Annotated in this window: 15 protein-coding genes; 4 read left to right on the plus strand and 11 right to left on the minus strand. The window is 61.8% G+C overall.

All coding sequences use genetic code 11. From position 1 onward, the window contains the following. Positions 1 to 176: 176 nt before the first annotated feature. Both BUA69_RS16315 and BUA69_RS16320 read left to right on the plus strand, forming a co-directional pair. Positions 177 to 1,397 (plus strand): ROK family transcriptional regulator, encoded by a 1,221-nt coding sequence (locus tag BUA69_RS16315; protein ID WP_046134246.1) that lies wholly within the window; start codon positions 177 to 179, stop codon positions 1,395 to 1,397. 88 nt (positions 1,398 to 1,485) lie between these two features. Beyond that, positions 1,486 to 3,723: a bifunctional diguanylate cyclase/phosphodiesterase gene (locus BUA69_RS16320; protein WP_046134247.1), complete on the plus strand. Its 2,238-nt coding sequence runs from the start codon at positions 1,486 to 1,488 to the stop codon at positions 3,721 to 3,723. Between the two features lie 52 nt (positions 3,724 to 3,775). Here the strand turns inward: BUA69_RS16320 and BUA69_RS21070 are convergent, their stop codons facing one another. Next, complete coding sequence (locus BUA69_RS21070; protein ID WP_160300105.1) at positions 3,776 to 3,934, minus strand: hypothetical protein; 159 nt, start codon at positions 3,932 to 3,934, stop codon at positions 3,776 to 3,778. A 133-nt stretch (positions 3,935 to 4,067) separates the two neighbouring features. Between BUA69_RS21070 and ade the strand changes: the two genes are divergently transcribed. Next, positions 4,068 to 5,777, plus strand: a complete 1,710-nt coding sequence (ade, locus tag BUA69_RS16325; RefSeq protein WP_046134248.1) for an adenine deaminase — start codon at positions 4,068 to 4,070, stop codon at positions 5,775 to 5,777. A 41-nt stretch (positions 5,778 to 5,818) separates the two neighbouring features. Continuing rightward, positions 5,819 to 6,181 (plus strand): DUF6693 family protein, encoded by a 363-nt coding sequence (locus BUA69_RS16330; protein ID WP_046134249.1) that lies wholly within the window; start codon positions 5,819 to 5,821, stop codon positions 6,179 to 6,181. A gap of 173 nt (positions 6,182 to 6,354) precedes the next feature. On the opposite strand, the gene BUA69_RS16335 is transcribed toward BUA69_RS16330, so the two are convergent. From BUA69_RS16335 to xdhA, 10 genes are all read right to left on the minus strand, one after another. Beyond that, entirely contained in the window at positions 6,355 to 8,526 is a 2,172-nt protein-coding gene (locus BUA69_RS16335) for a malate synthase G (RefSeq protein WP_046134250.1), read from the minus strand. A gap of 38 nt (positions 8,527 to 8,564) precedes the next feature. Continuing rightward, entirely contained in the window at positions 8,565 to 9,878 is a 1,314-nt protein-coding gene (gene guaD / locus BUA69_RS16340; RefSeq protein ID WP_046134251.1) for a guanine deaminase, read from the minus strand. Continuing rightward, entirely contained in the window at positions 9,875 to 11,101 is a 1,227-nt protein-coding gene (locus tag BUA69_RS16345) for a urate hydroxylase PuuD (protein WP_046134252.1), read from the minus strand. The genes guaD and BUA69_RS16345 overlap by 4 nt, the downstream gene beginning before the upstream one ends. A gap of 85 nt (positions 11,102 to 11,186) precedes the next feature. Next, a complete protein-coding gene (locus tag BUA69_RS16350) occupies positions 11,187 to 12,272 on the minus strand; it encodes a BMP family ABC transporter substrate-binding protein (protein ID WP_046134253.1) in 1,086 nt (361 codons plus the stop codon). 55 nt (positions 12,273 to 12,327) lie between these two features. Then, positions 12,328 to 13,251 (minus strand): ABC transporter permease, encoded by a 924-nt coding sequence (locus BUA69_RS16355; RefSeq protein WP_046134254.1) that lies wholly within the window; start codon positions 13,249 to 13,251, stop codon positions 12,328 to 12,330. Next, positions 13,252 to 14,334, minus strand: a complete 1,083-nt coding sequence (locus BUA69_RS16360; protein WP_046134255.1) for an ABC transporter permease — start codon at positions 14,332 to 14,334, stop codon at positions 13,252 to 13,254. It abuts the gene before it with no gap. Next, positions 14,318 to 15,859, minus strand: coding sequence for an ABC transporter ATP-binding protein (locus tag BUA69_RS16365; RefSeq protein ID WP_046134256.1), 1,542 nt, complete (start codon positions 15,857 to 15,859; stop codon positions 14,318 to 14,320). The genes BUA69_RS16360 and BUA69_RS16365 overlap by 17 nt, the downstream gene beginning before the upstream one ends. Then, entirely contained in the window at positions 15,849 to 16,712 is an 864-nt protein-coding gene (gene xdhC, locus BUA69_RS16370; protein WP_046134257.1) for a xanthine dehydrogenase accessory protein XdhC, read from the minus strand. The genes BUA69_RS16365 and xdhC overlap by 11 nt, the downstream gene beginning before the upstream one ends. A gap of 169 nt (positions 16,713 to 16,881) precedes the next feature. Continuing rightward, on the minus strand, positions 16,882 to 19,209 hold the full coding sequence (xdhB, locus tag BUA69_RS16375) for a xanthine dehydrogenase molybdopterin binding subunit (protein ID WP_046134258.1): 2,328 nt from the start codon (positions 19,207 to 19,209) through the stop codon (positions 16,882 to 16,884). Beyond that, positions 19,209 to 20,675 carry a xanthine dehydrogenase small subunit gene (xdhA, locus tag BUA69_RS16380; RefSeq protein ID WP_046134259.1) on the minus strand — a complete coding sequence of 489 codons (1,467 nt, stop codon included), beginning with the start codon at positions 20,673 to 20,675 and terminating at the stop codon, positions 19,209 to 19,211. The genes xdhB and xdhA overlap by 1 nt, the downstream gene beginning before the upstream one ends. Between the last annotated feature and the right edge of the window lie 3 nt (positions 20,676 to 20,678).

Raw genomic sequence — 20,678 nt, forward strand, 5'->3', positions numbered from 1 at the left:
GCCTGTCAATAAATTAATCCACATGATTTATTAATTGACAGCCAATAGCCAATCCTCTTTGCTGGCCATGGGAAGGAGGCGGCAAAGCAATGAAATTGATTGCATTTTTTCGCGCGCTATCGCCAATGGCGGTGTCAAAGGGTAGTGCAAACCCTTAACGGAGGGGCCCGGTGACGATGGCGGATGCGAGCAGAAATCGGTCAGGTGACCTGAATCGCGGAACCAACCAGATTGGCGTGCGGCTCTATAATGAGCGGCTGGTTCTGTCGCTGATCCGCCAGCATGGCACCCTGCCCAAGGCAGATATTGCGCGCATGACCGGTCTGTCGCCGCAGACCATCTCGATAATTATCAATCAACTGGAAGCAGACGGCCTGCTTCGGCGTGGCAATGTGGTACGCGGCCGGGTTGGCCAACCATCCGTTCCCTATTCCCTCAATCCAGAGGGTGCCTTTGCCTTCGGCCTCAAGATCGGCCGCCGGAGTGTCGATCTCTACCTCATCAATTTTGTTGGCGAGGTTCAGTGCCTGCTGCACCAGACCTATGCCTATCCGACCCCGCAAGGTGTTCAGGACTTCGCCGTGGCCGGGCTGTCGCAATTGCAGGCCGACCTGTCCGCCACCACGGTCGCCCGGATCGCAGGCCTGGGCATTGCCGCCCCCTATGAAATGTGGACCTGGGCTGAAGAAATCGGCGCCCCTGTTGCCGACATTGCGGCCTGGCGCAATGTGGACATCCGCGCCAGACTTGCCCAGCTCTGCGACTGGCCGGTATATTACTCCAACGACATTACAGCGGCATGCGCCGCCGAGCTGATGTTTGGCCGCGGTGCCGACTATGTGGACTATCTCTATGTCTATATCGGCTCGTTCATCGGGGGCGGCCTGGTGCTTGACGGCCACCTGTTCCCGGGCAGAACCCGCAATGCCGCAGCCCTCGGCTCGATGCCGGCCCACAATCGACTGCCGGGTCACCGACCCGGCCAGTTAATGGGTGTTGCCTCGATCTATGTGCTGGAGCGCAAGCTGATCGAGCAGGGACGCCGCGCCGAAATCCTCTGGCAATCGCCCGATGACTGGGGCGACAATCTGGGGCCTGCGCTCGACAACTGGATCGAGGAAGTGGCCGAGAGCCTCGCCTATGCCATCGTCGCCGCCATTGCGGTGATCGACGTCGAAACCGTGGTGATCGATGGAGCTTTTCCCGTCAGCGTGCGCAAGCGGATCATCGAGCGCACGCGGCTTGCCATTGACAGCGTCAATCAACAGGGGCTGTCGCCCTTCGCCTTGGTCGAGGGCAGCCTCGGCAATGGCGCCCGCGCCATGGGTGGCGCAGCAATCCCGCTGCTTGCCAACTTCACCCAGGACCGCGAGGTTTTGTTCAAGGAAAACAACTGAGCCCGTCATATTTGGCCGGCATTGGTAACCAGACCGCAAGTCTACTCGGCTTAGAATCAAACCCTCTAGGGCTTAGTTCGGCTAGTTAATGCGTATAAAATCAACGACGCCCGAGCACTGGCGCTTCACCACCGGTGTATTGCTGCCGGTTGTTCTGGCCCTTCTTGTAACCGCCGCCGCCGTGCTTGGCTTTGTGTTCTGGTCCACGGCCAGCGTGGACGCACGCGCCTTTGAGCGCCAGGTAACTATGGTCGAACAGGTGCTGTCGGCGAAACGCGACGAGATTCGCCACGACCAGGAAAGCGTGGCCATCTGGGACGACGCCTTGATCAATGCCAAGTTCGCCTTCGACCGGCAATGGGTGCACATCAATCTGGGCAAGTGGATGTACGACTTCTTCGGCCACGACCGTGTGGCTGTCCTTGATGCCGACAACCGCCCCAAATACATGATGATCGACGGCGGCGCCGCCGACCCATCCGCCTTTTCCGATGTCGCCGCTGCAACCATGCCACTGGTGGATCAATTGCGCAGCACGATCGCCGATGGCGGGATGAAACCCTACAATGACGGCGAGACCGATGTCCCAGTCTCGATTGCCGAGTTCGTGGTGATCGACAACACGCCCGCGATCATCAGCGTCATGCCTGTCGTTTCCGACAGCCGCAACCTGCGCCAGATCGACGGCTCCGAAACGGTTCTTGTTGGAATCGTGTTGCTCGACGCTGCGTTTTCGACACGCCTTCGCGGCGAATATCTGTTCCAGGACGCCAGCTTTTCGCTGCTGCAAAGCGGCCTGCCCAACGTGGCCTCCTATCCCCTGCTGAACAGCAATTGGCGCATCATCGGCTTCTTCGAGTGGCTGCCAGACAGCCCTGGCCAGACCATGCTGCTCCACACCGCACCGGCCCTCATCGTCGCCTTCATCATCGCCGGCATCCTGGTGTTTCTCTTGATCCGGCAATTATGGCGGTCCTCCAAGGCACTGGACGCCGGCCGTATCCGTGCCGAGCATCAGGCGGCCCATGACAAGCTGACGGGCCTGCCCAACCGCATGACCTTTGATGGCCAATTGGCCCAGACCCTGACCCAAGGCCACGCCGCTGGTGCGCATGTCACCCTGCTGATGCTCGACCTGGACCGGTTCAAGCAGGTCAACGACACACTGGGGCATCAGGCCGGGGATGAACTGATCTGTGCAGTCGGCGCGCGCCTGCGTCAGATTGTCGGCGACGACATGCTGATTGCCCGCCTCGGTGGCGATGAATTCGCCATCCTCTCCGTCGCCCGGGATGCTCCGCTTGACACAATAGGCTTGTCCAGCCGCATCATCGAAGCCATCGGCCGTCCCTTCGAGCTCAGTCATTTCAGCGCGTTTGTCGGCGTCAGCATCGGCATTGTCAGCACCACAGGTGGCATAGCCGAACCGCGCGAGCTGATCCGCAAGGCCGACATTGCGCTCTATGAGGCCAAAGCCAGTGGTCGCAATCGCGCTGCGGTGTACGAAGAACGTATGAACGAGCTGTTGCAGCTGCAGCACACCATCGAGGCAGAGCTGCGGATCGCCCTGCGCCGCGGCGACCAGCTCTCGGTAGTGTTTCAGCCGCTGGTTGACCAACAAAGTAGGATGGTCGTCGGCGCGGAAGCCCTGGCGCGCTGGAACCATCCCAAATACGGACAGATTTCTCCGGCGCGTTTCGTCCCCGTCGCCGAAAGCACTGGGATGATCGACATCTTGGGCGAGTTCGTGTTGCAGCGGGCGTGCGAACTGGGCGCCCAAACCCCCGGACGCACCATCGCGGTCAATATCTCACCGACCCAGTTGCGCAGCCCCCGTTTTGCGGCACAGGTCTTCAACATTCTACACTGCACCGGCATGCGGCCATCCGACCTCGAACTGGAAATCACCGAGTCGATCCTGCTCGATGACGAGCACACCTCTGCACAGAACCTGCGTACGTTCCGCGCGTCGGGCATCCACATTGCGCTGGACGATTTCGGGACCGGCTATTCGTCGCTGAGCTATCTCAAGCGCTACCCCGTCGACCGGATCAAGATTGACCGCTCCTTCGTAATGCAGCTCACCGAAGGCCACGTGTCGGTGGCGATTACCCGCGCCATAGTTCAGCTCGCCCATGCCATGGACATCGAGGTGACAGCCGAAGGCGTCGAGACCGAGGAACAGGCAACCATCCTCGGACAAATGGGCTGCAATACCTTACAAGGGTTCCTGTTCTCGCCGGGCGTCTCGCCCGATCGCATCGCCGAGATCTTCGAGCAAGCCGGAAATTGCGCACCGCAGCGCCGAAAGGCCCGCAGCAACTAGGGTCTGCCACGAGATCGGCCCGCGTTTACCGCCGCAGTGAACGGGCCATCGCTCAAGCCGCCGTGGTTTGCGTCAGGGCAAACACGACGTAGAGGATGACAAACAGCGCAACAATGCCGACCAGCGAAATGATCAGCACGCGCAGGTTCATCTTGCGCGAACTGGCCTGTCGTACATCCGTCGTGCTCTTGTGTGGATCATAGGTTTCCATATTTCTCTCCCATTGCGGTGTCGGGCTTCCAACGGGTGCAGCGGCCAGCGGTTCCCAAGGAGCGCCACAAGGGCTTGACGCCAAACGCGCCCCAGCCGAGTTTCGACCAGACCGAAACCGCGCTGGAGCTTTCATGACCACTTCGTCCGCCCTCACCCGCATGATCATGGCCGGCCAGGGAAAGGTGCCCGCCGATATCGTGATCAAGGATGTTCGGCTGCTGGATGTGATCACCGGTGCCGTGACCCAAACCGACATCGCCATTGTCGGTGACCGGATCGTCGGCACCCACGCCAGCTATGAGGGCGAAACCATCATCGATGGTGCCGGCCGCTTCGCTGTTCCGGGCTTTATCGATACTCATCTCCATATCGAATCCTCGCTGGTGACCCCATTCGAGTTCGACCGCTGCGTGCTGCCGCATGGCGTCACCACCGCGATCTGCGATCCCCACGAGATCGCCAATGTGCTGGGCGCCGAGGGCATCGAATATTTCCTCGCCTGCGCCGAGCGGACCATCATGGATGTGCGGATCAATCTTTCGTCCTGCGTCCCCGCCACGGCTTTTGAAACCTCGGGCGCGGCGCTGGAAATTGCCGATCTCGAGCCCTATCGCAGCCATCCCAAGGTCATTGGCCTGGCCGAGATGATGAATTTCCCCGGGGTGCTGCACGCTGACCCCGGCATCATCGCCAAGCTTGTCGCCTTCCAGGGCGGCCATATCGATGGTCACGCGCCACTGCTGCTGGGACAGGCCCTCAATGGCTATCTGGCCGCCGCCATCCGCACTGACCATGAGGCAACCTCAGCCGCCGAAGCCCGCGAAAAGCTGGCCAAGGGCATGGCCATCCTGATCCGCGAGGGATCGGTTTCCAAGGATTTGAAGGCTTTGGCCGAGATTCTGGACGAAAATACCTCCAGCTTCGTCGCCCTCTGCACCGATGACCGCAATCCGCTGGATATTGCCGAAGAAGGCCATCTCGATAGCTCCATTCGCCGTCTGATCGCCATGGGGCGCCCGCTCCACCATGTCTATCGCGCCGCGTCGCACTCGGCCGCCCGGATATTCGGCCTCACTGACCGAGGCCTGCTCGCATCCGGTTGGCGTGCCGATATTGCGCTGCTCGATAGCCTTGAGGATTGTCGTGTCTCGGACGTCATTTCGGCCGGTCGCCTGATCGGGCCGGAAGCGTTTGCTGCCCGCTCCCTGGTACCCCCGGTTGGACTGACCTCGATGAAGGCCAAGCCGGTGTCGCCGGAGGCTTTTATCGTCCCGGCGCGCGCCGATCGCAACCAGACGCCGGTGATCGGCGTCAAGCCCGGCCTCATCCTGACCTTCCGCGAATCGGCGACCCTGCCCGTCAGCGAGAAGGGCACTCTGCCCGATCTCGACGCCGACGTGCTCAAGGTTGCAGTCATCGAACGTCATGGCAAGAACGGCAATATCGGGCGTGGCTTCGTCAAGGGCTTTGGGCTCAAGCGCGGTGCCATCGCATCATCGGTCGGCCATGACAGCCACAACATCACCGTCATCGGCGCCACCGATGAGGACATGACCGTGGCGGTCAATCGCCTGATCGAACTGGGCGGCGGCTTTACCGTATCGGATGGCGGCAAGATCACCGCCGAACTGGCGCTGCCGATTGCCGGCTTGATGAGCCCCAAGCCGTTTGAGGAAGTCACCCACGATCTGCACGCCCTGCGCGAGGCGGCCTACGCACTTGATTGCGTGCTGCCCGAGCCGTTCCTGCAGGTCGCCTTCCTCGCCCTGCCGGTTATCCCGCATCTCAAGATGACAGACCGCGGGCTGTTCGACGTCGACAAGTTCGACTTCGTTGACTAGCGCCAACCTCTAATCAGCGTCACCTGCAACGGACCCCAATCATGAGCATCGATCACTCGCCTGCCGGCGGCCGCCCGGTTCGCCTCAAATGCGACTTCGGCATTACCGAAACCATCGGCCAGGTGATCATCTGGTTCCTGTTGACCATCGTGACGCTCGGCATCGCGCTGATCGTCTTCCCCTATTATTTCAACCGGGTCGTGCTCAACCGTACCGAAGTCCTCGATGACCGTGGCGTCGCCATCGGCCGGCTCAATTGCCGCTTCGACCTCGGCTCATCGCTGGGTCACGTGATCATCTGGATCCTGCTGATCATCGTCACGCTCGGCATCGCCGCGTTCTTTTACGCCTACCGCGTTATCCGCGTGCTGCTGAACGATACGCGGATCGAGTACTACCGGTAGGGACGGGCGACACTGCCCGCTTCGAGTGCTTGCCGCTTCCTCACCCCACGGGGTTAATCGCGCGCAGGCGGGAATCGCCTTCATCTTGGCAAGAACCAGGGTCATTCCCGCCTGCGCGGGAATGACCCTGTGTATGTCTATGGGCGTGACTAGCCCATACAGCGTGACCGGCGCTATGCGCGCTTGGCTGCTTCGCGTGCCTTCACCTGGCGGCGACGGGCATGCAGCACCGGCTCGGTATAGCCGGACGGCTGCTCGGCGCCATGCAGCGCCAGGTCCAATGCGGCCTGGAACGCGATCGAAGAGAAGTTCTCCGCCATCGGCCGATACAGTGGATCGCCGGCGTTCTGCTCGTCCACCACGGCGGCCATGCGCTCGAAGGTGGCGATCACGTCGTCCTTGCTGACCAGCCCGTGGCGAAGCCAATTGGCCACGGCCTGACTTGAAATGCGGCAGGTGGCGCGGTCTTCCATCAGCCCGACATTGTTGATGTCAGGCACCTTGGAACAGCCGACGCCCTGCTGCACCCAGCGCACGACATAGCCGAGAATGCCCTGGGCATTGTTCTCGAGCTCGCGGTTGATTTCTTCGCGGCTGAGCGAGAACGGCACCTGGATCGGCATCGAGAACAAATCGGTCAGCGCCGGGATCGACTGGTTGTGGCGGCGCTTCTGTGCCTCGAACACGTCGACCTGATGATAGTGCAATGCATGCAGCGTCGCGGCCGTTGGCGATGGCACCCAGGCGGTATTGGCACCGGAATTCGGGTGTCCGATCTTGGCCTCCATCATGGCCGCCATATCGTCCGGACGTGCCCACATGCCCTTGCCGATCTGCGCCCGGCCCGACAGACCACAGCTGAGCCCGATCAGAACGTTGCGGTCTTCATAGGCACTCAGCCAGCGCTCGGACTTGATCTCGTCCTTGCGCAGCACCGGGCCGGCCTCCATCGAGGTGTGGATTTCATCGCCCGTGCGATCAAGGAACCCGGTATTGATGAAGAACACCCGCTCGCGCGCTTCGTAGATCGCCGCCTTGAGGTTGGCCGAGGTGCGGCGCTCTTCGTCCATGATGCCGATCTTGATGCTGAGCGGCTTCAGCCCCAACATCTTTTCGACCGAGGCGAAAATCGCGCAGGAGAATGCCACTTCCTCGGGACCGTGCATCTTCGGCTTGACGATATAGATTGCGCCGGTGCGGCTGTTGACGACGTCCTGCATGGCGCACAGCACGGTAATGGCGGCGTCCATCAGACCCTCGCCAATCGGCTTGCCATCGGCGGTCTTGATTGCATCAGTGGTCATCAGGTGGCCGACATTGCGCACCAGCAGCAGCGAGCGGCCCTTGAGCTCCAGCGTGCCGCCCTTGGTGTCCTTGTACTGGCGGTCGGCATTGAGCTTGCGGGTAACGCTGCGGCCGCCTTTTTCGAACGTATCCTGCAGCGTGCCATTCATCAGGCCGAGCCAGTTGCGATAAACGCCAACCTTGTCCTCGGCATCGACAGCCGCAACCGAGTCTTCGCAATCCTGGATGGTGGTCATTGCGGCTTCAACGACCACGTCGCTGAGGCCAGCCTTGTGTGACGCGCCGATAACGCTGGCCGGCTCGATCACCAGGATGGCATGCAGGCCATTGTGGTGCAGCACCAGCTCACCCTTGGCCTCAGTCCCGCCGAAGCCGACAAAGGCGCTGGCATCCTTGAGCCCGAAGCGGCCAGCTGGCGTATCGACAACAAGGCGGCGTTCGTCGCCCTCCTTGATGACGTGATAGCCGGTGACGTCGCGATGGCTGCCCGATTCGAGCGGGAACGTCGCGTCGAGGAACTCTGCCGCCCGCTCGACCACGGCCTGACCACGGACTGCATTAAAGCCCTTGCCGGGCGCCAGCTCGCCGTCGCGAGAGATGACGTCGGTGCCGTAAAGCGCATCGTAGAGACTGCCCCAGCGCGCATTGGCAGCGTTGAGCGCATAGCGGGCATTGGAAACCGGCACCACCAATTGCGGCCCGCAAAGCGTCGTGATTTCGGGATCAAGGCCGGTGGTTTCGATGGTGAAGTCGGCCGGCTCGGGCACGAGATAGCCGATATCCTTCAGGAACAGCTCATAGCCCAGCGGATTATTGGCGACTGGACCATAGCGGTGATGCCACTCGTCGATCTCGCTCTGCAGCTCGTCGCGGCGCGCCAGCAAGCGTGCATTGGTCGGCCCATGTTCGGCAACCAGCGCCGCAAGCCCGGACCAGAACTGGTCGGCGGTGACCGCTAGGCCCGCCAGTGCTTCCTTCTCTACGAAATCCACCAGCAATGGATGAACCGATAACCCGGACTTCGCGAGATAGTCTGACATAGCTGCTTCCTTTTCGTGTCGGCGCAGAGAGCTTTAGGTCAAGCCGTCGTGCCTGCCAAGCCGCCTAAAGTAGTCTTCGCCCTTGCACCAGACACATAGACTTCTGCGACGGAGCGGTCATCCCCCAATGTCTGCAGCAGGAACAGTTCCTCGGCAAGGCTGGTGACCGTCGCCATGCGCAGGGCCATGGCTGGTGTCGCCCCGGCATCAAGCACCACCAGATCGGCGGCACGGCCCGGCGCGATGGTGCCGATCGTGCCTTCCAGAGACAGCGCACGGGCATTGCCCAGCGTCATCATGTAAAATGAGGCAAAGGGATTGAGCCGCTGGCCACGCAATTGCAGCACCTTGTAGCCCTCGTCCATGGTGCGCAGCATCGAATAGCTGGTGCCGCCGCCGATATCGGTCGCAACGCCAATCCGAACGCCGGACTTGCTCAGCCGTTCGCGATCAAACAGTCCGCTACCGAGGAACAGGTTTGACGTCGGGCAGAACACCGCCACCGAGCCGGTTTCCGCCAGCACATGCGTCTCGCGGTGGTTGAGATGGATACAATGGCCCAACAGCGTCTTGGGGCCCAGCAGGCCATAATCCTCATAGATGCCGGTATAGTCGGGCGCGCTCGGATAAAGCTCCATCGAAAAGGTGATCTCGGCATCGTTTTCGCTGAGATGGGTCTGCACATAGCAATCTGGGAATTCCTCGACCAGCGCCCGGCTCGCCTCAAGCTGCGCCGGGGTCGAGGTGATGGCGAAGCGCGGGGTGATCGCATAGAGCGCCCGGCCCTTGCCATGCCAGCGGGCAATCAGGGCCTTGCTGTCGTCATAACCGGACTGGGCGGTATCGCAAAGAGCTTCGGGCGCGTTGCGATCCATCATCACCTTGCCCCCCACCATCAGCATGTTGCGCCTGGCGGCCTCGGCGAAATAGGCATCGACCGAGCGCGGATGGCTGGAGCAATAGGCGACGGCGCTGGTGGTGCCATTGCGGATCAGCTCGTCATAGAACGCTGCGGCGACAGCGTTGGCGTGTCCCTGCTGGCTGAATTTCTGCTCTTCCACAAAGGTGTAGGTATTGAGCCATTCCAGCAGCGAGCCGGCATAGGAGGCGATCATCTGGCTCTGCACATAATGCAGGTGCGTATCGATGAAGCCCGGCAGGATCAGGTTGGGCCGGTGATCCACCACCTCGGCGCCACTGGCATCAGCTGCGGCGTAGTCCCCCACCGCAATGACCTTGCCATCGGCAATGGTAACGGCGCCGTCCTCGAAATAGCGATAGCTCTCCGCGTCATCGAGCCCTTGCGGCTCCGACACGAAGGTCAGCACGCGGCCGCGCAGGATTGTGGTCATTGGCCCGATCCCTCGCGGAACCACTCGACCAGCAGCACCCGCTCCTGTGGCGTCATTTCCGTCACATTGCCCGGCGGCATGGCATGGGAATAGCCGGCCTGGATAGCGACATCCCTGGCGTGATTGGCGACGGCAATGTCATTGTCCAGAATGACGTTCTTGGGTGCTTCATAGATCCCCGGCCAGACCGGCTCGGCGGTGTGGCACATGGCGCAGCGGGTTTGCACCGCTAGGCTGGCCGCGGCGAAATGAGTTGCACTGAGAAAGGGTTCGGCCGCACGAGACGCCACCTCCTCTCCGCCGGAACCCGGCAGTTTGGGAGCCGTCGACAGCCAGGCGATCACCAGGAACAGGATCACCGCCGCCGCCCAGGTCCAGTGCGGATTGCCCTTGCGGGCATGGCGGGTGTTGAAATAGTGCCGGATGACCACGCCGACCAGGAAGATCAGGCTGGCAATGATCCAGTTCCATTGCGTGGCAAAGGCCAGCGGGTAGTGGGACGACAGCATGAAGAAGATCACCGGCAGCGTCAGGTAGTTATTGTGCAGGCTGCGCTGCTTGGCGATCTTGCCGTATTTCGCATCGGGCACGCGCCCGGCCTTGAGATCGGCGACCACGATCTTCTGGTTGGGAATGATGATCATCGCCACATTGGCGGTCATGATCGTAGCGGTGAACACCCCCATATGCAGCATCGCCGCGCGGCCGGTGAACAGCTGGGTATAGCCCCAGGCCATCGCGGTGAGGATGGCGAACAACACCAGCATCAGCCCGTTCTGGCTCTCCCCGATCGGGGATTTGCACAGCCGGTTATAGACGATCCAGCCCAGCAGGATCGATGCCATCGAAATGCCGATTGCGCCCCATTGCGGCACATCCAGCACATTGCGGTCGATCAGGTAGATGTCGGCGCCGACATAGTAGATGATGGCCAGGAGGCAGAACCCACTGAGCCAGGTGGCATAGCTTTCCCATTTGAACCAGGTCAGGTGCTCGGGCAAGAACTCCGGCGCCACCAGGTATTTCTGGATGTGATAGAAGCCGCCCCCATGCACCTGCCATTCCTCGCCATGGGCCAGCGGCGGCAGGCTCGGGGTCTTGCGCAGGCCGAGGTCCAGCGCGATGAAATAGAAGGACGAGCCGATCCAGGCGATGGCGGTGATCACATGGGTCCACCGTGCCGCAAAGCTCAGCCATTCGTAAAAGATCGCGAAATCGCCCATCGCCCCACTCCTCGCAACGCTCGTCTCTCAGAAAAAGAGGCGGGACTGTGCCCGCCCCTTTTCAGATTGCTTGCCGGAACGCGGCCTAGGCCGGCTGTTCCACGCCTTCGACATACCAATCCATGCTGAGCAGTTCGCCATCGGTCATCACGACCCCAGCGGCAACGCGCTCGACACCGGTATTGTCCTTGATCGGGCCGGTGAAGATGTGGAACGAGCCATCGATCTGGCCGGTACGGACCTTTTCGGCGTCAGCCACGACATCGGCCGGGACCTTGGCATTGTAGGGGCCCATCTCGACGACTTCTTCTTTGAGGCCTTCCCAGGTATTGCCCGGAACCCAGGTGCCATCGATGACGGCCTTGGCCGAGGCGAGGTAGTGCGGGCCCCAATTGTCGATGATGGCGGTCAACTGGGTATCGGGAGCGAAGGCGCTCATGTCGGCGCCCTGGCCGAAGCCACCAATGATGCCGCGCTCGGCGGCAACCTGCAGCGCAGCAGGACCGTCGGTGTGCTGGGCAACGATGTCGATACCCTGATCGATCATGGCGCGGGCAGCGTCAGCTTCCTTGGCCGGATCGTTCCAGGTGGAGATGTAGACTGGCTTGACGGTGAAGTTCGGGTTCACGCGGCGGCCGGACAGGGCCAGGGCGTTGATGCCCATCACGACTTCCGGGATTGGGAACGAGCCAATATAGCCGGCCTTGCCCGTCTTGGACATGTGTCCGGCAATGGTGCCGCAGACCGCGCGGCCTTCGTAGAAGCGCGCATTGTAGAGACCGACATTGGCGGCGGGCATGTAGCCGGTAGCGTGCTCGAACGCCACATCGGGGAACTGCGCGGCAACCTTGATCACCGAGTCGCCGAAGCCGAAGCTGGTGGCGAAGATCAGCTTGCAGCCCTGCTGGGCCAGCTCGCGCAACACGCGTTCGCAGTCCGGGCCTTCCGGCACGTTCTCGACATAGACGGTCTCAACCGCATCACCCAGCTGGTCCTGGACGAAGATACGGCCCTGATTGTGGGCGTAGTTGTAGCCATTGTCGTTGATCGAGCCGACATAGATGAAGCCGATCTTGAGCTTCTCGGCCTGGCCGAAAGCGGTGCTGCCGAGCAGCGGAAGAGCGACGGCAGCGCCACCGATCTTGATCATAGTCCGACGCGAAAGTGTCATTTGTCTCTCCTGAAATGACGGTCTTCGTGGATCGAGCCAAGCCCCCAGGGTTGGATCAATTGCTGGGCAGGAACGGCTTGCCAAGGCAGGCCGGTGCATTGGTGGAAGCATCGCGCCGGAGCGAAATCAGGACCAGCACGACAATGGTGGCGATATAGGGCAGAGCGGCCCACAGCTCGGACGGAATGATCGACAGCACTCCGCCGCCAGCTTTGGCGTAGAGTTCCATGGTCATCACGAGGCCGAAGAGATAGGCGCCGGCCAATAGGCGGAACGGTTTCCAGGAGGCGAAAACCACCAGTGCCACGGCGATCCAGCCACGGCCAGCGGTCATGCGTTCGGCCCATTGCGGGGTCAGCAGCAGCGGGAAGCAGGCGCCGGCGAGGCCGGCCATGGCACCACCGAACATCACCGCCATGTAACGCACGCCAATGACCGAATAACCGATGGAATGGGCCGACTGATCATTCTCGCCGACAGCCCGCAGGATCAGTCCGGCACGAGTTTTGTGCAGGAAATACCAGATGACCACGACCATTATGAACGAGAAATAAACGGGAAATGAATAGGAGAACAGCACTTTCCAAACGGGATGCGCCGCCAGCTCGGCTGGAAACAGCGGCTCCATCAGCGAGACCGGCCGCGCCGAATAGGACGAGCCGGCCAAAGCCGAAAACCCGGTGCCGAAAATAGTCAGCGCCAGCCCGGTCGCGGTCTGGTTGGCCGATAGCGACAGGGTGAGAAAACCGAAGATCAGCGACGACGCCATCCCGGCTGCGGCGCCGCAGAGCAACGCCAGATAAGGGTTGCCAGTGTGGAACTGCACCACGAAGCCGGCAATGGCCCCGATCAGCATCATGCCTTCGACGCCGAGATTGAGCACGCCTGAGCGTTCAACCACCAGTTCACCCAGCGCCGCGATCAGGATAGGCGTCGATGCACCCACGACTGTGACGATGATTGCAAGCGTCAGATCCATCTACGCTACCTCTGTCGACGTTTGCGGCATCACGCGGCGGACCCGGTATTTTATGAGAATGTCCCCGGCGAGCAGGAAGAACAGCATCATCGCCTGGAAGATGCCGGTGGCCGCATTCGGCAGGCCGATAGTGGTCTGGGCCACTTCGCCACCGACAAAGGTGATGGCCAGAACGACACCGGCGACGATCACGCCCAAGGGATTGAGGCGACCAAGAAAAGCCACGATGATCGCGGTGAAACCGTAATTGGTCGGAAAGCCCGGCACCATGCGCTGGAACGGCCCGGCAATTTCGAGCATCCCTGCAAGCCCCGCGAGGCCGCCGCTGACCAGCATGGCCAGCCAGATAGTCTTGTTCTCGGAAAACCCGCCATAACGCGCCGCATGGGGCGCCGCACCCACCACCCGCATGCGGTAGCCGAACACCGACTTGCTCATGATGAACCAGGCAATGATCGCTACAAGCACCGCGATTGGCACGCCCAGATGCACGATCGTACCTGGGATGATGGTGGGCAGACGTGCGGCCTCGGAGAATAGCCGCGTCTGCGGAAAGCCGATGCCCATCGGATCCTTCCAGGGTCCGCGGATGAGAAAGTAGATCAGCTGCACCGAGGCATAGGTCAGCATCAGGCTGGTCAGGATTTCATTGACCTTGAGCTTGGTTCGCAGCAGCGCCGGAATGGAAGCATAGGCCATGCCGCCGGCCATGCCCGCCAGCATCATCAGCGGCAGGATCCACCAGCCGGTCATGCCCCAGGTCAGCAGCGCGATGCCGGTCGCACACAGTCCACCGACAATGTACTGCCCTTCGGCCCCGATATTCCAGACATTGGCGCGATAGGCGATGGAAAGACCGACGCCGATGATGATCAACGGCGCGGCTTTGACGCCGAGGTCCTGCCATTTGTAGGAATTGGTCAGCGGCGTCAGGAAGATTTCCCGCACCGCCCCCACGCCGTCATAGCCGATCAACGAAAAGATGATCGCGCCAATGATCATGGTCAGCGCCACTGCCGCAACGGGCGTGGCATAAGCCATGAACTTGCTGGGCTCCTGGCGTTTCTCAAGCCGGAATTGCATCTGGCGCCTCCGTATTGCCGTGAACGCCACCCATCAACAGGCCGATCTCTTCGATCGAGGCATCGCCAACCTGCATTTTTGGGCTCAGCTGGCCGCCATTGATCACCGCCAGCGTATCGCTGAGCGAGAGCAGTTCGTCGAGATCCTGACTGATCACCACGATGGCCGAGCCGGCTTCCGCCAGATCGAGAATGGCCTGGTGGATCGCGGCGGCTGCGCCGGCATCGACACCCCAGGTAGGCTGGCTGACCACCAGCACCGAAGGGCGCTGCAGGATTTCGCGGCCCATAATGTATTTCTGCAGATTGCCGCCCGACAGCGAACCGGCAGTGGAGCCTGCCCCCAGTGCCTTGACCGAAAAATCGGCAATGACCTTGCGGGTATAGGTTTTGGCAGCCCCGAAATTGATAAAGCCCATATTGACCATGCCGGGACGCTCGCGCGCCGTCAGCACCGAATTGTCGGAGAGGCTGAACACCCCAACCGCACCATGGCCGTTGCGCTCTTCCGGCACCGAACTCAGGCCGTGACGGCGGCGGGCACTGGGGCTCATGGCGCCAGCGGGCAGGTCACCAAGCTTGATCGCGGAGGGATCCGTCGGCAATTCACCGTCCATGGCCAGCAGCAATTCGTTCTGGCCATTGCCGGCTACCCCAGCAATGCCAAAGATTTCCCCGGCGCGCACAGTGAAGCAGACATTCTTGAGAGCAGTCCCGAAATGATCGGGGGCCGGCATCGACAATCCATTGACGTGCAGCCGGGGCTCGCCGAACACTCGATCGCGCGCCTTGACCAGGTCCTTGAGCCCGCCGCCGATCATCTTTTCGGCCATCGAGCGCGACGTCTCCTGACGGGGATCACAGGTATCAACCAGCTTGCCGCCGCGCAGGATCGTCGCCGTATCACACAAGGCTTTGATTTCATGCAACTTGTGGGAAATATAGAGGATCGAGCAGCCTTGCGCTGCCAGCTTGCGCAGCACGTCGAACAATTGCTCGACTTCCTGCGGCGTCAGAACCGAAGTCGGCTCGTCCATGATCAGCAGCTTTGGATCGAGCAGCAGCGCGCGGACGATTTCAATGCGCTGGCGTTCACCGACCGAGAGCGTCGCCACGGTGCGGTGCGGATCGAGCAGCAGCCCATATCGCGTCATCACCTCGCGGATACGGCCTTCCAGTTCCCGTGCCGGGATCTTGGCGTCCATGCCCAGCGCGATGTTTTCCAGGACGGTCAGCGCTTCGAACAGCGAAAAGTGCTGGAACACCATACCGATGCCGAGCGCGCGAGCCGCCTTGGGATTGGCGATGGTCACGCGTTCGCCATTCCAGCGGATTTCGCCGGCATCAGGCTGCATGATCCCATAGATCATTTTGACCAGCGTCGACTTGCCGGCGCCATTCTCACCCAGCAAGGCGTGGATTTCTCCGGGCCTGACCGAAAAGCTGATGTTGTCGTTGGCAAGGACGCCGGGGAACTGTTTGGTGATACCGATGAGTTCGAGCCGATGCGGCATACTAGCGTCCATCCATGGCTCCCAGTGTCCTGGTGGCCTGCGCGTGCCCGATATCAGCTTCCCGGCGACCAATGTGGACCATTATTTCCGCTGCCGCCAGTGCTGCAATGACCTCGGGGCGTTTATCCCCAATCCCCTGATCCCCAATGGGTAAAATCAGGCGTTCCAAAGCCTTAGCAGGTCCACCTTCGGCAAGATACCAACTGGTGAAGCGGGCCCGCTTGGTCCTGGACCCCACCATGCCGACATAGGGACTGTCTTCGCGCTTGAGCGCTTCTAACGCGATCATGAAGTCGAGCGCATGGTCATGAGTGAGCACGACATAGGCGCTGCCAAGTGGCGCCGCGCGCACCACCGCCTCGGGCATGGCCACCAGCCGAGCGTCGATCCCTTCGGGGATGGCAGCCAGTTCGGAGCGGCGCGTATCGATGACATGCGGCTTGACCGGCAGCAGCGCCAGCATCCTGGCGAGCGCGGTGCCGACATTGCCGGCGCCGAATACAAAAACATGTGGCTGGGCAGCATCGTCTGCGGCAACGCGGCCGGCGAGTTCCTGCCGCAGCGCCGCATCGGCATAACGCAAGCTCACGCCAACGCGCCCGCCGCAGCACTGCCCAATCTCGGGCCCCAGCGGCACATCCATCGCGTCTTCCGCCTGGCCGGAACCAATCAGCCGCCGCGCATGGTCGATGACCATATATTCCAGCGCGCCACCGCCTATGGTGCCGAAAATCTCACCATTGCCCACCAGCATGAAGGTGCCCTGCTCCCGCGGGCTGGAGCCACGCACCGAGGTCAACTCGGCTGCTATCGCCGTAGGATTGCGCTCAAGGAAGGCGGCGAAGCTGGCGGGGCGGGAGGTCATGGGATGCGCCCCCCATCGAGCTCACCGGACGCGGAGCTCCCCCACCTTTGATCCCTCCCCGCAAGGGGGCGGGACCCGACTGATGCTGCAGCAGTCTCGATGAGGTTTCGCTCGCCCCTGAGGGGAGGGATCAAGGATGGGGGTATTGCGGTCAGAACCACCACCATCTTTACCCCCGAGCCTCGCGCTTGAGCCGTTCGCAACCCATCAGGACGCGTTCGGGCGTTACCGGCGTATCCAGCCGCGGCGCGATGGCATAATCGGCCACGCTGGCCACCGCCATCGACAGCGCTTCCACGACGCTCATCGCCAGCATCAATGGCGGCTCGCCGACCGCTTTGGAGCGGCCGATAGTGGGCTCGGCATTGACCGACCATTCCGCCAGCTTGACGTTGAACACCGGCGGCACATCGGACGCGACCGGAATCTTGTAGGTCGAGGGCGCCTTGGTGCGCAGTTGGCCCTTATCGTCCCAGACCAGTTCTTCGGTGGTCAGCCAACCCATGCCCTGGATGAAACCGCCTTCGACCTGGCCGATATCGATGGCCGGATTGAGCGAGCGGCCCACGTCATGCAGGATATCGACACGGTCGACGATATATTCGCCGGTCAACGTATCGATGGTGACTTCGCTGACCGAAGCGCCATAGGCGAAATAGTAGAAAGGATGGCCCTGCCCGGTTGCGCGGTCCCAATGGATTTTCGGCGTCTTGTAGAACCCGGCCGCCGAGAGCTGCACGCGGTTCAGATAGGCAGAGGCCACCAGCTCGGCAAACGGCACGAACTGATCGCCCGCCTGCACGCCCCCGGGCACCCACAGCACTGCGGCTTCGTCGCATTGGTAGAGCTTGGCGGCATGGACCACCAGGCGTTCCTTGATCTGCCGCGCGGCGTCCCAGGCCGCCATGCCGTTGAGATCGGAACCGGACGAAGCGGCCGTTGCCGAAGTGTTAGGCACCTTACCAGTGGTCGTCGCCATGATCTTGATGTCATCAAGCCCGACGCAGAACGCATCGGCCAGGACCTGCGCCACCTTGATATAGAGCCCCTGCCCCATTTCGGTGCCGCCATGGCTGAGATGGATCGAGCCATCCTTATAGACATGCACCAGTGCCCCGGCCTGGTTGTACCAGGTGGCGGTGAAGGAGATGCCGAACTTGACCGGCGTCAGCGCAATGCCCTTTTTGAGAATGGCATTTTTGGCATTGAACGCGAGGATAGCGGCGCGGCGCGCCTGATAGTCCGACGACGCTTCCAGCTCCTCGACGACGCGATGGACGATATTGTCCTCCACCGTCTGGTGATAGGGCGTCACGTTATCCGTATCGGTGCCGTAGAAATTGGCCTTGCGGATCTCCAACGGATCCTTGCCCAGGCTATAGGCGATGTCTTCGATCCAGCGCTCGGCCGCCATCATGCCCTGCGGGCCACCAAAGCCACGGAACGCGGTATTGGACACGGTATTGGTGTAGAGTGGCTCACTGCGGGCGCGCACGGCGGGATACCAATAGGCATTGTCGCAGTGGAACAGCGCCCGGTCGGTCACCGGGCCGGAGAGGTCGGACGAAAAGCCGGCGCGGGCGGCATAGACGGCGTCTACGGCAGCGATCTTGCCATTATCATCATAGCCGACATCGTAATCGACAACGAAGTCGTGCCGCTTGCCGGTTGCGGTCATGTCGTCGTCGCGGTCCGGCCGGATCTTGCAGGCGCGGCGCCACTTTTTGGCGGCCATTGCAGCCACCGCAGCGAACAGATTGCCCTGCGTTTCCTTGCCGCCAAAGCCGCCGCCCATGCGGCGCACATTGACCGTCACCGAATGCAACGGAATGCCCAGCACATGCGCCACCATCAGCTGCACTTCGCTGGGATGCTGGGTGGAGGCGAAAACCGTGACGTCCTCATCCTCGCCGGGGATCGCCATGGCGATCTGGCCCTCGAGATAGAAATGATCCTGCCCGCCAATGGCAATGCTGCCCCTGACCCGGCGCGGCGCGCTGGCCATTGCGGCCGCCACGTCGCCGCGCTCCAGCTTGAGCGGCTCGGTCACCAGTTTGCCGCCGGCCGCCTGCGCGGCGCGCACATTTGTAGCGAAGGGCAGATCCGTGTAGTCGACCTTGGCGAGATGGGCAGCACGACGGGCTTGGTCACGCGTCTCGGCGACAACCGCGAACAGCGGCTGCCCCCAAAACTGCACCCTGCCCTCGGCAAAAATCGGCTCGTCATGCTTGTGCGACGGACTGACATCGTTCTCGCCGGGGACATCGGCGGCGGTCAGCACCCCGATAACGCCGGGGGCGGCCTTGACCGCAGCGAAATCGATGGAACCGATCTCGGCATGCGCCCGGCTCGAAAGCGCCAGATAGGCATGCATGGTGCCGACCGGCTCAACGATATCGTCGATGTACTCGGCCGCTCCCGCCACATGCTTGGGGCCGCTGTCATGCTTGCTCGATTCATGCAGCGTGGAACGGACGATGCTCGGATGCTTGTTCATCACGCCACCTCGCGCTTGAGCCGCTGGCCTTCGCCGGTGGTTTCGAGGAAGAACCGGCGCAGGAGATTTTGCGCGGTGAGCAACCGGTACTCGGCGCTGGCGCGCATGTCCGAAATTGGCTGATAGTCTTCGGTAAAGGCCGCGATGGCCGCGTCAATGCTGTCCGGCGTCCACGGCTTGCCAATCAGCGCCGCCTCCACGGCCTCGGCACGCTTGGGTGTCGCCGCCATGCCACCGAAGGCGATGCGCGCCATCTCGACCAGTCCGGCATCGCCGAGGCGGATGCAAAACGCACCGCACAGCGCCGAAATATCCTCGTCGCGGCGTTTGGAAATCTTGTAGACCGCGAACCGCTCGCCATCCGGCAGATAAGGCAGTGTTACGCTTTCGACGAACTCGCCGGGCTGACGGTCCTGTTTGCCATAGGCGAGGAAATAATCCTGCAGCGCGATCTCGCGGCGTTGATTGCCGCGCCGCAACTGCAGCTTGGCGCCAAGCGCGATGAATGGCGGCGGCGTATCACCGATCGGCGAACCATTGGCGATATTGCCGCCAATCGTGCCCATATTGCGGATCTGCTCGCCGGCAATCCGATCCCAAAGCTCGCCCAATTGTGGGAAATGCGCGTTGAGCTTGGGCAATGCTTCCGAATAGGACACACCGGCGTAGAACTGCAGCTCGCCATCGGTCTCGACGATGCGCTTGAGCTCCTGCAAATGGCCGATGAAAATAACCGGGCCGACATTGCGCATGAATTTGGTGACCCAGAGCCCCACATCGGTGGAGCCGGCAACTATCGTCGCCTCGGGATTGGCCGCGTAGACCTCGGCAAAGTCATCGAGGCTGGCCGGGACGATGACGCGAGCCTTGCCCGTGCCGATCTCGACGCGGCTGCCATCATTGAGCGCCTGGATGCGCGCCTTGAGTGCGATACGCTCGGCCCGCAGCGGATCAGCCTCAGGTGCGCCATAACTCGAGATCGCCTTTCCGGCGCGGATGATCGGCGCATAGCCGGTGCAGCGGCAGAGATTGCCCTGCAACGCCTTTTCGACGGCGCCCTGGCTGGGATTGGCATCGCGCATCCACAGGCCGTAAAGGCTCATGACGAAGCCCGGGGTGCAGAAGCCGCACTGGCTGCCATGCTCGTCCACCATTGCCTGCTGCACCGGGTGCAGCGTGCCATTCTTGCCAGCAAGGTGCTCGACAGTCACAACATGGGTGCCATGCAGGCTCGCCACGAAGCGAATGCAGGCGGTGACCGAGTCATAGATGATCTCGTCATTCATCACCCGGCCGACCAGCACCGTGCAGGCCCCGCAATCGCCCTCGGCACAGCCCTCCTTGGAGCCACGCAGGCGTTTTTCCAGCCGCAGAAAGTCCAGCAGCGTCTGGTCGGGCGCGACGTCGGTAAGGGTGATTTCCTCGTCATTGAGGATGAAGCGGATGGCGTGGCTGACGGCGCTCATGGC

This window comes from Devosia limi DSM 17137 (assembly GCF_900128975.1).
Lineage (GTDB): Bacteria > Pseudomonadota > Alphaproteobacteria > Rhizobiales > Devosiaceae > Devosia > Devosia limi.